General features: G+C 68.0%; 8 protein-coding genes and 3 pseudogenes. 6 read left to right on the top strand and 5 right to left on the bottom strand.

The features are described 5' to 3' along the window. Positions 1-408 precede the first annotated feature (408 nt). Together tpg and IF88_RS0135735 are read right to left on the bottom strand one after the other, a co-directional pair. Positions 409-942: pseudogene (gene tpg, locus IF88_RS0135740) on the bottom strand (telomere-protecting terminal protein Tpg); the annotation flags it as partial. A 3-nt stretch (positions 943-945) separates the two neighbouring features. Then, positions 946-1,242: a hypothetical protein gene (locus tag IF88_RS0135735; RefSeq protein ID WP_030722445.1), complete on the bottom strand. Its 297-nt coding sequence runs from the start codon at positions 1,240-1,242 to the stop codon at positions 946-948. Here IF88_RS0135735 and IF88_RS0135730 point away from each other — a divergent pair. Further along, positions 1,223-1,711 (top strand): annotated as a pseudogene (locus IF88_RS0135730) (SDR family oxidoreductase); the annotation flags it as partial. The gene IF88_RS0135735 and the pseudogene IF88_RS0135730 sit on opposite strands and share 20 nt — an antisense overlap. A gap of 955 nt (positions 1,712-2,666) precedes the next feature. Here the strand turns inward: IF88_RS0135730 and IF88_RS0135720 are convergent. Then, positions 2,667-3,572 carry a Ku protein gene (locus IF88_RS0135720; protein WP_030722439.1) on the bottom strand — a complete coding sequence of 302 codons (906 nt, stop codon included), beginning with the start codon at positions 3,570-3,572 and terminating at the stop codon, positions 2,667-2,669. 40 nt (positions 3,573-3,612) lie between these two features. On the opposite strand from IF88_RS0135720, the gene IF88_RS0135715 reads away from it, so the two are divergent. From IF88_RS0135715 to IF88_RS0135695, 5 genes are all read left to right on the top strand, one after another. Next, positions 3,613-4,869 (top strand): tyrosine-type recombinase/integrase, encoded by a 1,257-nt coding sequence (locus tag IF88_RS0135715; RefSeq protein WP_030722436.1) that lies wholly within the window; start codon positions 3,613-3,615, stop codon positions 4,867-4,869. After that, a complete protein-coding gene (locus IF88_RS48680; RefSeq protein WP_051838141.1) occupies positions 4,866-7,217 on the top strand; it encodes a site-specific integrase in 2,352 nt (783 codons plus the stop codon). Before IF88_RS0135715 ends, IF88_RS48680 begins: the two co-directional genes overlap by 4 nt. 122 nt (positions 7,218-7,339) lie before the next feature. Next, entirely contained in the window at positions 7,340-8,155 is an 816-nt protein-coding gene (locus IF88_RS0135705; protein WP_030722431.1) for a hypothetical protein, read from the top strand. An 11-nt stretch (positions 8,156-8,166) separates the two neighbouring features. Continuing rightward, entirely contained in the window at positions 8,167-8,511 is a 345-nt protein-coding gene (locus IF88_RS0135700; RefSeq protein ID WP_030722428.1) for a hypothetical protein, read from the top strand. Then, complete coding sequence (locus IF88_RS0135695; RefSeq protein ID WP_158754781.1) at positions 8,511-9,905, top strand: hypothetical protein; 1,395 nt, start codon at positions 8,511-8,513, stop codon at positions 9,903-9,905. Before IF88_RS0135700 ends, IF88_RS0135695 begins: the two co-directional genes overlap by 1 nt. Before the next feature lie 305 nt (positions 9,906-10,210). On the opposite strand, the gene ltrA is transcribed toward IF88_RS0135695, so the two are convergent. Together ltrA and IF88_RS0135685 are read right to left on the bottom strand one after the other, a co-directional pair. Continuing rightward, positions 10,211-11,971, bottom strand: coding sequence for a group II intron reverse transcriptase/maturase (gene ltrA, locus IF88_RS0135690; RefSeq protein ID WP_030722421.1), 1,761 nt, complete (start codon positions 11,969-11,971; stop codon positions 10,211-10,213). A 787-nt stretch (positions 11,972-12,758) separates the two neighbouring features. After that, positions 12,759-12,927: pseudogene (locus tag IF88_RS0135685) on the bottom strand (alpha/beta hydrolase); the annotation flags it as partial.

The raw sequence follows: 12,927 nt of genomic DNA, 5'->3' as shown, positions 1-12,927 counted from the left end.
GAGAGATGCAAGACGTACTCAACCAACAAGGCGCTGGCATCCCAGACCCTCCAAATGCGCCTTTCCGCCCAGGTCAGCCATGACTGTCGCTTCCCGTCGTCGATTCTTCCCCTGAAGCACCATCGAGAGCCGCCTCGGCAGTCGTGCCCGGCGGGCGCCACGGGTTCGGGACCGGACCTGTCAGCGGGTCGGGATCAGTACCTCCGTCCCTGGCCGAGATCGCCCAGTGCTTTAGAGGTCGTTTTATCCCGCTGTTATATCCCGGAATCTGCTATTTGGGCTCTGGGCCCGCTTTCGTAAGCAGGACGACACGCCTCTCGCTCCAAATCTGGCCGACAGGTCGGTATGACTGATATTGACGAGAGTGGGAGCTGACCCGGCCCTGCACGACAACCGCGACCTCAAACCGTCGGTGAACTCCACCTTCAGGCCCTGGGCGCGGCGGCCGCCGTCGCGGAAGTAGACCTGGCCGAGGGCTTCGGCGGCGATCTTCAGGAGGTCTTGCTCGCTGGCGCCGTTTTCCCGGGCGGTGAAGAGCGCCTCGGCGTACTGCGGGGGCAGTGCCTGAGGGGGCAGGGCGCGGACGCGGGCGTCGTCCGTGGTGTTGTCGTCGGCGGTGCACCCGAAACGGGCCGTGGTAGTCAGCACGATGCCGTCGGTGGAGGCGGCCTTCTTCTTGGCCTTGGCCCTCAGCTGCGGCTGCCACCGCTTCTTGACCTCGCGCTCTATGCGGGCGGCGAGGTCGTGGCGGGGCCGCTTCAGCTGTCCCTTGACGTACCGCTCCACGGTCCGCTGGGACACCCCGAGCGCGGCTGCGGCCGCCTTGGTGCCCTTGAGCTGCTTGACCAGGTACTTTATCTGCGCCTGGGCACTCTTGGGGGCGGGGCGGGTGAACACCTTCTCCAGAGCGCGGTCCAGGCTGTCCCCGAGCGAGCTGACCATCGTCTACTCCCCGTCGTCGTCGGCCGGGCGGCCGTTCTTGATGTTCCGGGCGATGTTGAACAGGCCCCCGTTCTTCTCGAACTGCTCCTCGGCCCACAGCACGGTCTGGGTGCCCTCGTGCTTGACCATCCCCGGTGAGACGCCGAGGCGGAACGTGCCGGTGACCGGCTTGCCGTCGGGCGTGTACGGGAGGAGGTCCAGCGGGGAGGGCCCGGTGGAGGGGTAGACGAGGCAGTCGGCGCGCCCGCTGATGCCCGCGCGGGTGAAGCCGGCTCGGATCGGCCGGCTCCTCGTAGGCAACGCCGGGGTGGGCACGATCTCGCCGCTCGACGATCTACGCACCGACGAGTGGAACCACATGGTCGACGTCAACATCAAGGGCGTGCTGAACGGCATCGGCGCGGCCCTCCCTGTGTTCCGCGCCCAGGGCAGCGGCCACTTCGTCACAACGGCGTCCACGGCCACGTACCGCGTCGTACCGGCGATGGCCGTCTACGCCGGCACGAAGGTCGCCGTGCGGGCCATCTGCGAAGGCCTGCGGCAAGAGGCAGGGCCGACCCTGCGGGTCACCACCGTCTCGCCCGGCGTGATCTCCACCGACTTCGCCGAGGCGTCGAGCAACGACCGGGTCCGCGGCGACATCACGCGCATGCGGGACGAGGTCGACATCGAGCCCGCAGCGGTGGCGCGGGCCGTCGCCTACGCGATCGAGCAGCCCGCGGACGTGGACGTGAACGAGATCGTGGTCCGGCCAACTGCGCAGAGCTGATCGGCGAGGTGGCCGATGGCCGGGAAGTAGCCGGTGACGGCCGTATCGATCGCGACGCCTACTTGGCACAGATCCGTTCCTTCGTCACCGACGGGTCCTCTCCCATGGCGCGCGCTCTCCACGCGCAGTCCCAGCTGACCATGGGCACGCCCTGTTGACCGGGCTCCCGGACCGCTGGCCGGTCTGATCCCTGCCGCAACCTGCCTCGACGGCCTGCCGCCCTCCGGGCGGCGGGCCGTCCGCATGCGCTGCTATCTCTCGTGAACATTCCGACGCCCAGTGATCACCAACTGACGCCCAAACCGGCAGACAAACGCTGCAGCTGGACGTGAACAAAGCCAGCCGGGCGGGCTCGGCTCGTGCCCGAATCGCGGGCGGCGGTCTCGGTAACCGCGAATCGCGGCGACGCTCACCCGGCGCGCGGCCGCGCCCGTGGTCTGGGGCTCGCTCAGAGGCTCTGCGCACGAACGACCACCAGCTCCTCCGTTCCTCGGCCGCGGTCGCCAGGCCCTGCTCTTCCAGCCAGGCCCGTCGCGACCGCGACCAGGTCCCCAGGCCACCGTGGACCTGGCGGCGACCTCCGCGTCAACCCCGCCCTGCCCAGTCGGTCGAGCGTCTGCTGAGCCCCGCACATACCGGAGTGCACCATGAGGAGCCTGCCGCCGGGACACAGGAGAGCGGGCATTCGCGCAGATCCGGTCGATGACTCCACGGCCGTCGGGGCCTGCATTCCAGGCACGTCCCGGCCCCCATGACGGCAGGTTTCCCGGCGCCGGGACGTAGGGGGGATTGAGATGATCAGGTCGAAGCGGCTGCCCCATCATGCCTGCCCATAGCGGAGCAGGAGAGCGATTGCGACCGTCTGTATGAGGAGCATGTGAGGCCGTTTTTATAGGTGGTCCCGTGTGAACGCACAGGCCGGCAAGGCGACCTGCGTTCGGCCTGTGCGCTGTGGTCATGCGCTGCGAGGCTTCCTCTTCGAGGCGGTCTTCTGGGCGGCCGGCTTCTTGGCGGCCGTCTTCTTCGCGGCGGCTGGCGTGCTGGCGGTCTTGGCCGGCGACTTCTTCTTGACGGGCATGGGGTGCACGGTGGCGGGCTCGCCGCGGGTGGTTTTCGCCTCTTGGACGGACTTCTCCAGCATGGCCATGAGGTCGACGACCTCGGCCGAGGCGGGCGGCGCTTCCTCGGCGGGCGCGGGCATGCTGCCGGTGCCGGTCTTCGCGGCGATGACCTCCTCCAGTGCGTCGCGGTACTCGTCGCGCAGTTCCCCGACGTCGGTGCCGGTGAGGGTTTCGGCGAGGCGGACGGCCGCGTCGACCTCGTCGTCTGTGACGGCCACGTCGGGGACGGGGACCTGGGTGGTGGAGCGGATCTCGTCGGGCCACCGCAGCGCGTGCAGCACGATCACGTCGTCCTTGACGCGCAGGAGGCCGAGCCGCTCGCGGTCGCGCATCGCGAACTTGGCCACCGCCACCTTGCTGCTGCGCTCTAGGGCCTGCCGCAGGAGCTCGTACGGTTTCGCGGCCACCGTCTCGGTCGCGGCCAGGTAGTAGGAGGCGCCGATCTGGATTGGGTCGATGCTCGCGGCCGGCACGAAGGAGACGATCTCGATCGCCTTGGCGGTGGGCAGCGGCAGGTTGTCGAGGTCCTCGTCGGTGACGGGGATGAGGGTGCCCGTCGTGGTCTCGTAGCCGCGGACGATCTCGTCCTGGCGCAGCTGCTGCCCGTCGATCTCGCACACCTTGCGGTAGCGGATCCGGCCGCCGTCGGCGGTGTGGATCTGGCGGAAGCTGATGTCGTGCGACTCGGTCGCCGGGACCACCTTGATCGGGATGGTGCCGTTGACTGAACTAACTTGCACATGTCCGCAGGTCAGAGACCATTTCTGCTAGCTTCCGGGCATGCTTGAGACGGGTGGTCCCGCTCGGGATCTGGATGGTTTCGTATTGCCCCGGACGGGTGCGTTGGTGGAGATCGCAAACCCCGCGCAGCCGTATGTCCTGCTGGATGCCGCAGGGGCGGTCGTCGAGCCGGTCGCAGGGTTCTTCGCCGAGCTTCAGGCGTGCTCGCGTCCTCCGTCGACGATCCGCTCGTACGGGATGGACCTGCTGCGGTGGTGGCGGTTCCTGGACGGGTGGGGCCTTGCGTGGCACAGGGCGACGCGGTTGGAGGCACGGGACTTTGCCCGGTGGATGGCCATCGCGCCGAAGCCGCTCCGGGCTCACTGGCGTGGCCGGCCAGATGGGAAGCCGGCCGTAGCGGCGGCTCGGGCGGGGCGCGGGGTGCCGAACGCGGTGACCGGCCGCGCGGGACCGGGGCCCCTGTACTCCCCGACGACGAGGGCCCACTGCGAGACCGTGCTGAGGTCCTTTTACGACTTCCATCTGGACGCGGGCACCGGGCCGATCATCAATCCGTTCCCAGCTGCGCGTGAGCGGCGCCAGCTGCCGGTGGCGGCGGGACGGTCGGCGCGCCAGTCACCGGGAGGCCGGTATCGGCCCTCGGTGCCCGTGCGGATTCCGCGCAGGATCCCGGACGACCGTTTCAACGAGTTATTTGCCGCGCTGCGCCACCACCGGGACCGGGCTCTGCTGGCGTTCTGGGTATCCAACGGCGCACGGGCGGAGGAGCTGCTGACGAGCCGCCAGCGCGATGCGTTGCCCGGCGAGCAGCTGCTTGGTGTGATCCGGAAGGGGACGCGGGCCTATCAGCAGCTGCCGTCGGCGGCGGACGCGTTCGTCTGGCTGCGCCTGTATCAGGAGGAGGCGCGGCGGGCTGGGGTTCCGCAAGGCCCGGGCCGGTGGTTGTGGTGGACGCTACGCCGTCCGTTCCGCCCGCTGACCTACCACGCGGCGCGGGCGATGCTGAACCGGGCGAACGCCCTGCTCGGCGCGAACTGGACCCTGCACGACCTGCGGCACACCGCCGCGTACCGGATGGCCCGCGATCCCGGCCTGGCGTTGACGGACGTGCAGTGGGTTCTGGGGCACGCGAACCTCAGCACTACCCAGATCTATCTACCGGCGGGCCGGGAGGAGATCGTCGACGCGGTTCGGGCCCATCATGAGCGGCAGGCTCGTCAGGCCCGCATTCCGGCGGTTCCCGCTGCTGGCTATCGGGCTGACTCCCTGACCGAGCTGTTCGGGAGGACCTGGTGACGGCACGCGTGCGGGATTCGACCGGCGCGGCCGCAGCCGGACCGTCCCTTCGGCCTCCGGCTCCCAGGGCGACGGGCGGGCTGCTGGACCGGGCGCCGTTCGTCGCGGACAAGAGCCATACGCACTGGTACCGCCGCAGCGGTGCCCGCGCCATCCTCAGATGGCTGTCGGGCTTTGACGGCGAGAGCTGGCAGGAACGCTGGGAGGCGTCTCCGGCCGCGGCGTGCCCCAAACGGTGGCGCCAGGACGGCGAGGCGTGGGTGAACACGGCGGACGCCGCCCGGTGGTCCAGCATCGAAGCCGGACTGCTGCTGTTGGCCGCGGCCGATGTGGTGCGGCTGCCGACGATGTGGCAGCTGGGGCTGCGCAGCGTGCAGCTGCGGGCGATGGCAGAGAAGTACCGCGACCCCGAAGGCTTCGGATGCCTGGAGGCGAGCGTCGATCCGGGACGGTGGGCCTCACCGGCGGGGGGACGCGCTCGCCTCGCGCTGGTCCGGATCATGCTGGCCAAGGGCGGCGGGCTGGAGGACATCACCGTCGGCGACGCGATCGAGTACGACGACGCGACCCGCAAGACCAAGTACCGCAACCACGCGGGCGGCACGCTCTTCTACGCGTGGCTGCGCGAACTGGGCAGCCTGCCGGCGGACGCCCCGACAACCCTGCGATACCTCGAAAATGTCACCGGGCAGCTCACCTGCGCCCAGCTTGTCGACCGCCACCCTGTCGTCTCCCCGGCGATCCGCGCACTGATCATCGACTACCTGGAGGAACGCCGTCCCCGCCTGGACTACAGCAGCCTGGACAATCTCGCCCGGAGCCTGACGAGGAACTTCTGGTCCGATCTCGAAGCGCACCATCCGGGCATCGACAGCCTGCACCTGTCTTCGGCTGTCTCCACCGCCTGGAAGGAGCGCTTCCGCACGCGCATCCAACGGCGCCGCCGACCCGACGGAACGGTGGAGGAGACGGTCGTGGAACGGGCGGACCGCACCGCGCTCTTCATGGCGGTGCGCGCCTTCTACCTGGACATCGCCCGCTGGTCGGCGGAGGAACCCGCCCGCTGGGGCCCCTGGGTGGCACCGTGCCCGCTCAAGGTCGCCGAAACCGCCGAACGCAAGCGCGTCACACGGACCAAGGCCCGCATGGACCAGCGGACCCGCGAGCGCCTGCCGGCGCTGGACGCCTTCGCCCAGGCCGCCGCCGACCACCACCGCATGCGCGCCGCCCACCTGGACATCCTCCGCACCACCCCGCCCGGAGGCCGGTTCACCCTCGATGGCGCCGTCTTCATCCGCGGCAACAATCCGAACAGTGCCGCCGCCCGCGACCCGGAAGGCAACCTCATCCACCTGGACCGGGCCGAGCACCGCGCGTTCTACGGCTGGGCCACTGTCGAGTTCCTCCGCCACACGGGAGCCCGCATCGAAGAGATGCTGGAGATCAGCCACCACGCGATGATCCAGTACCGCCTCCCCAGCACCGGCGAGATCGTCCCGCTCCTCCAGATCGCCCCGTCCAAGACCGACGTCGAACGTGTTCTCCTGGTCAGCCCCGAACTCGCCGACGTCCTCGCCACGCTCATCCGCCGCGTCCGAGATCCCAGGACCGGCCTCATCCCCCTGCTGGCCGCCTACGACCCGGAAGAACGCCAGTGGAACCCGGCCGCGCCTCTGCTCTTTCAGTACGACCGCGGCGGCGAGCCCTCCACCATCAGCTCCCAGACCATCCGCATCGCCCTGAACGACATCGTCACCTTCATCGGCCTGACCAACGTCACCGGACATCCGCTGGACTTCACCCCCCAGGACTTCCGCCGCATGTTCATCACAGACGCCATCCGCACCGGCCTGCCACCCCACATCGCCCAGGTCATCGCCGGCCACGCCAACATCAACACAACCATGGGCTACAACGCCGTCTACCCCACCGAGACCATCGAGGCCCACCGCGCCTTCATCACCCGCCGCCGCGCCCTGCGCCCAGCCGAGGAGTACCACACCCCCACCGACGCCGAGTGGGAGGACTTCCTCGGCCACTTCGAACGCCGCAAACTCTCCGTCGGCACCTGCGCCCGCGCCTACGGCACCGCCTGCATCCACGAACACGCCTGCGTACGCTGCTCCCTCCTGCGGCCTGACCCGGCGCAACGCGACCGACTTGTCGAGATCCGCGACAACCTCCTCGACCGCATCGCCGAGGCCGAGCGCGAGAACTGGCTCGGTGAGATCGAAGGGCTGCGCGTCAGCCTCGCCGGCGCCGAATCCAAGATCGTCCAAATCGACTCCTCAGCTTCCAGCAAGCCAGTTTCTTTGGGAATGCCAACGCCACGGCTGGGCTCACCGTGATCGCTTCACCAGTAACCCCGCCGCCGAAGTCTCGCAGCAAGCGCTGACAGGACGTTTCGCCGCTGCCTGACAGGCCGATCAGTGGGAAGGCGGCGGCCCAGCCACGGCGGTACGCTGATCTTGTGGAACTGGACGTTCTCTCCCCTGAGGCGGCCTCGGAGCAGTACCAGCTGTTCCTGCTTGATGGCCTGCGCCGGAGCCCGTCACCTCTTGTTCTCGTCGTCCGCGAGGCTGCTACAGCCGCGCTCGTCGCGTTGCGCCTCCATGACGGAGGTACCTCGTGGGACGAGCGGCCAGCGCGGATCGACGGGCTGCTGCAGCTGGACCTGGCTTCCCTGGTCGCCGGGGGTGCGGACCGTGCCACCTCTCTGCTGACCGAGCTCGCGACCACCGACCATTGGGCGTTCCTGCCCAACGTGGACACGTTGGTTGAATCCGAAGTCGGACGCGGGTTCCTGGACGGCCTAATCGTCTCAGTCGGCCAGGGTGAAATCGCCGCAGTGATCGCCTCCACCACGCCCGAGCGACTGCCGCACCTCCAGAAGATGGCCCCGCGCCTGATGGGGTTCGCCATCACGCTGCCTGTCGGCGAGGGAAAGGCCACCTACCGCTCGATCGCCGCCCGCAGCACCAACTCCCTTGACACAGGCTGGGTGGTCGCCGTGAGATACGAGCTCACCGGCGACATCCAGCGGGAGATGGACGCGGCGGGCCCGGCCGCCGACGGCCGCCTGCACCTCGTCGACTCCATGAGCCTCGTCAAACGGGAGACTGGCCCTCCGCTCGGCCTTCTCGTGGATCTGTCGGCCGACGCGTTCACCGCCTCCCAGGGGGACGCCGCGTTCGCGACCGCGGCGCTCGCAGCAACGCGTCTCGTCGGTCGCCCCCTTCGCCCCGGAGAACAGGTCACCGCGGCGCGGGGCATCTTCTACGCCTGAGGAGTCATCACATGGACGGAAGACCGATCCGGATCCAGGGCGACCCCGATGTGATCAAGGAGATCGAGGCGCTGATGCGGGAAAGCGACGACGCGCAGTACCTGCGCACGGAGGAGGACGATTCCGGTGGGATCGGCGCCGACTTCGAACTGGATACCGTGGCCACCATCATCGGGATCGCGAGCTCGCTGTTCTTCGACGGCCCCATTATCCCGAAGTTGTACGGAATCCTGCGCCGCCACCGCGGTACCCGCATCTCGGTCGAGACTCCGACGGGCTCGGTGTCGATCACGGCGAGCGGGGACTTCTCCGAGGAGTCGCTGCGAAGGGCTCTGTGGGAGCTCACGAGGCCCTGATGACGCCGAGGATCTATGTGGGCCGGTTCGACCCGCGCTTCCCGGGCATCCTCATACGTGCCCGAAGCGTGTCGGATGTCCACAGCTTCAGCCACCACGACCGTTCTGTGCGTGCACCGGCCGACGTACTCGAGCACCTCGGGGATGATGCGATCGTCTCCGATGTGTCTCGACAGACCGTGCTCGACCACGAGCTGCGGCACTTCCGGGACTCGCTGCTGTTCCCTTTCGGCGCGGCCACCACCCGCGCGCGGATCCACGGCTCGTACAATGGTTTCCTGGCGGCGGCGTCAGTGAAGTGGCTACGAGGCGACGCGAACATCCTGCCGGTACCGCTGCAGCAGTGGCTGCGGATGCCGGAGGACGAGCGAAAGGTGTTCCTTGCTTCAGAGTCCGCCTTCGCCAACGAGGAACTCCGCCCACCGCCCCTGCCGCTGATCCCCGGGGACGATGTGACCGACCTCGCTCCCGGCCGCCACGAGCTGGAGGCAGAGGAGGATGTGCTGCTCACCGCCTGCCGGCTGGCGCTGGCCGACTATGCGCGCATCGAGCGGCTGTGGCGCAGCCCGCACACCGATGGTGAGGAAGCTGTCTTCCCAGCGGTCGCCGCGTGGGAAGCGGCCGCGTTGATTTGCCAACTCGCCGCGATCGAAGGGTACGCGGGCGAGCCGCTCATGCAACGGTTCATCGGCTGGACCAACCGCAGCGGACCGAAGGTCTACCGGCACGGGATGTACGTACTCAACTGGGTTCTAGAGCAGCTGCAATGGCCGCCGACCATGCGAAACCACCTCGCCGTCATCACATGGGCGCAGATGGGCGCGTACCAGAAAGGGTATGGCGCCTCCTCCCCCGCGTCGCGGCTCGGGACACTGATCGAAGCCGCCGCGGCTGGCGGACGGTGGTCGCCGGACTCCTCCTTCGAGGACCTCGTTAAGCAGTGGGATGCTCTCACCGACACAGACAGCTTCGAAGCGCTGCGCGCCGCCACCACGCGCTTCAGCGCCTTCTGCCGGGAAGCACGAGGGTGGAAGTACCTGCCAGCGGAGCTATTCACTTCCCTCGCCACGGCACGCGAGCGGATGCTCATGACGTTCCTCTCGGACCCCGACAGCTACGTCGACCCGGTCGAGTACCTAGCCCGAGAAGCGGACTATCCGTTGCCATGCGTGGGTCTCGAATACGCCTCTGAGAACACGGGAGGCTACCTGACCGACGTCACACCAAAGGAGTGGCCGTCACCTGCCGTGAGCTTCGACGCGGGGTGGCACCTGGAGGCCATGGCCTCCCTCGCTGATGCCGTCTTCCTCCCGGGCGAAAAGTCCCTGCGCTCCCACGGCCGCGTCGAGATCGCTCAGCAACTGGGGCTGCGCGCGGTCCGTGTTATCCGCTGACAGGTAATCACTGGTTCAGAGAAGTGACCAGGCCGAAGGAGATCGCACCAGACCAGATGGGACGCACACGCACCTCCACGTACAGGCCCCCTCCTCCAGCGTTGCACCGCGCCGGTCCGGCCGCGTGAAGTGCGGGTCCGTACGGGCGGGGCCTCCCGGGGCGCCAGCCTCCTCGTGCTCAGTCTCAGTTCCTGTGGTCGGGTAGCCGGATCACGTTGCCGTGACCCGGCCCCCTCAGAACCGGACGTGCGACTTTCACCGCATCCGGCTCAAGCAAGCCACGAGGGCTTCGCAGGTCAGCAGGGTTAGGTGGTCCGTTTGCCGTCGCCAGCGTGGTGCTGGCGGTGGCATTCGGAGTGCACGAGGCGAAGGTTGGTCCGCTCGTCCGTGCCGCCGTCTCGCCGGTAGGTGAAGTGATGCTTGTGGAGCATCTTCTTCGAGGCCGCGAACCAGTTGATCCACTCGCGTGGGCTGTCCGGTTCGTACTCGGCTCCGACGATCAGCGCCTGTTTGCAGAGAGGACAGAGCCCCTGCTGCCGGACCGCCAGGAGAAGACTCGTCTTGTCCATCGGCGGCGGCGCTTTCCTTCGGCGGCGGTCCCGCCAGTACTCGGTCAGGTCGGGGTCGTCCGGGGACGCTCCGCCCTTGATGAGCTGGTGACGGACGATGCCGGTCCAGGCGAATTTGATGAGGAAGGCGCCGCTGTCGCGGTCGCCGAACACCCATCGGTCACGCCGGGCCGGGTGGAACTGGCCGAAATACCGGTTCATGATCCAGTTCCCAGACTTGTTGCGGTGCCGACGTCTGGCCCATTTGAAGGTCAGCCGCCACATGTAGTTGTCTAACGATGAGAACGTCGTCGTGGACGCCCACGCCCGGTAGTAGGCCGCCCAACCGCGAACGATCGGGATCAGCCTGCGCAACACAGCCTCAGCATTCGACCCGTGCAGGGCCTTCACCTCGGTCCGCAGTCGCGCCCGGAGCCTCGCGCATGCCGCCGTGCTTGGTTTGATGATCAGCTTGCCGCCCGTGCGGCGAACGGTGAAGCCGAGGAAATCGAACCCCTCATCGAGGTGGACGACCTTGGTCTTCTCCTCGTTGAAGCGAAGACCTCTCGGCTCCAGCCAGTCCTCCAGCCGGGCCCTGACCTGATTCACCTGGGCTTCGTCGTGACAGAGCACGACGAAGTCATCGGCATACCTCACCAGCACCGGAGTGCCCGGCATCGCACCGGGCTCGCGCCCGGCCCGCACCGTGTATTGGCACCCTGCGGCCTGTTCCAGTCCGTGCAGAGCGACGTTCAGCAGCAGCGGGCTGATCACACCGCCTTGAGGAGTTCCCTCCTCGGTCGGTGCGAACCGGCCGCGGTCGATCACGCCCGCCTTCAGCCAGCCGCGGACCAGATCCCTGGCGGGGAACTGGCCGAGCATGGTCATGAGGTGGTCGTGGTCGATGCGGTCGAACGCCGCCGACAGGTCCGCGTCCAGGACCCACAGACGTTTCGGGTTCTTGCCCTTCACCGTCCAGAAGATCGCGGATATTGCGTCCTGGCAGCTGCGGCCGGGCCGGAATCCGTAAGACCTCGGCTCGAACCGCGCTTCCCACTCGGGTTCCAGCGCGTTCTTCACGCGGGCCTGGAGGACCCGGTCACGGATGACCGGGATGCCGAGCGGTCGCTGCTTCCCGTTGCTCTTCGGGATGAACACTCGCTTGACCGGCCTGGCCTTCCACGGCTTCGACGACCGATGGATCTCAGCCGCCAACAGCCCTCTCGCCTTCGGCATGAGGGCCCGTTCCCCGTCGATGCCAGCAGTCATGCGACCACTGCTCTGCTGCGTCACCCGCTTCACGCTGACCAGCGTGTTGCTGCGGCTCCGCAGCATGAGCTTCTGCAAGTTGCGGACCTTCTTGAGGTCCCCGTCCTGCGTCGCCTTGAAGATCCTCTGCCTCAGCCGCCGTACGTTCTCCTCGCAGGTGGCCCAGTCGATGCCGTGCCAGTCGAGTAAGTCGTCCTCGGGTCCGTTCACCGCAGGCGGGGACGTCACGACAGGTGCCGTGACCTGCATGTTCGCCTCCGGTGTCTAACTTGTCCCTCGGTTCCGGCTTCCTTGCAGTGGTGACTTCAAAGGCTCACCTGATCCACGTGGGCGCCCTTTCGGGCCGGGCCGCCAGGGCCCGTATCCGGCGAGTTATGCGAGAGCGGGTGAAGGCCCCAATCTCCCGGTTTCCTCTGGCCTTTCGGCCTGCCGGCCTTCGCTTTTTGGATCTTCCTTCTCCCGCCGGGGACTTCAGCCTTCCTTGCGGTCGGCCTACCAAGCCGAGGCTTGGACCCCGTCGGGGTTTCCACGTTCCGCACCAGTAAGACGCGGCTGGGGTGGGCGCCCCCTCTACCCCGAGACCAGCGGTGTCCTCCCTCCGGGCTCAGTTACCCGAAGGTCGCTTGGTGCCTTTCAGCACCGGGTCCTGTGACCGCCGCCAACACGCTATCGACGCGGTCTTATGATCACGGGGCATCATCGAGGGTTCACTTACGTTCGCCCGTCCAGCCTTCCCCTCGCCTGTTGCTCCTCGATGGCCGAGGTGCCCTTGGGCTTGAACGCTCCGCTTCACACCCCGCCGTTACCAGCGACGCATGGGAGCGCGGGGACGGGCCTTGGACACTGGCCCGAAGTTCAGCCGATCGATACCTCCTTCACGTGGCTGTCCTTACTTACCTGGAGCGACTTCGTGTCGCACACTGAGCACCACAGTTGGCGGCTTTCGCCAACTGTGGTGCGCAAATCCACCGTCGTTCTCGGACAGTTCCTCGGCCATGGGGGACGCACGCCTCTCCGGCGGCGGAGCGAGGCAGCGTCAGCCGTTGAAGAAGTCACCCAGGGTGGCGGAGAGCGGGCCGGGGGCTTCCTCGGCCACATGGTGGCCAGCGTCGATGCCGTGGCCCCGGACGTCGTCGGCCCAGTCGCGCCAGATGGTGCGCGGGTCGCCGTACAGGTCCTCCAGGTCGTCTCGTAGCGACCACAGG

The organism is Streptomyces sp. NRRL F-2580, from assembly GCF_000720115.1.
Classification (GTDB): Bacteria; Actinomycetota; Actinomycetes; order Streptomycetales; family Streptomycetaceae; genus Streptomyces.
This window is presented reverse-complemented; position numbering and strand designations above follow the sequence as displayed.

Bases quoted from the DNA above. Each gene is read 5' to 3' on its own strand.
- IF88_RS0135695 (WP_158754781.1), top strand. From the start codon at position 8,511: ATGACGCCGAGGATCTATGTGGGCCGGTTCGACCCGCGCTTCCCGGGC.
- ltrA (WP_030722421.1), bottom strand. From the start codon at position 11,971: ATGCAGGTCACGGCACCTGTCGTGACGTCCCCGCCTGCGGTGAACGGA.
- IF88_RS0135715 (WP_030722436.1), top strand. From the start codon at position 3,613: ATGCTTGAGACGGGTGGTCCCGCTCGGGATCTGGATGGTTTCGTATTG.
- IF88_RS0135700 (WP_030722428.1), top strand. From the start codon at position 8,167: ATGGACGGAAGACCGATCCGGATCCAGGGCGACCCCGATGTGATCAAG.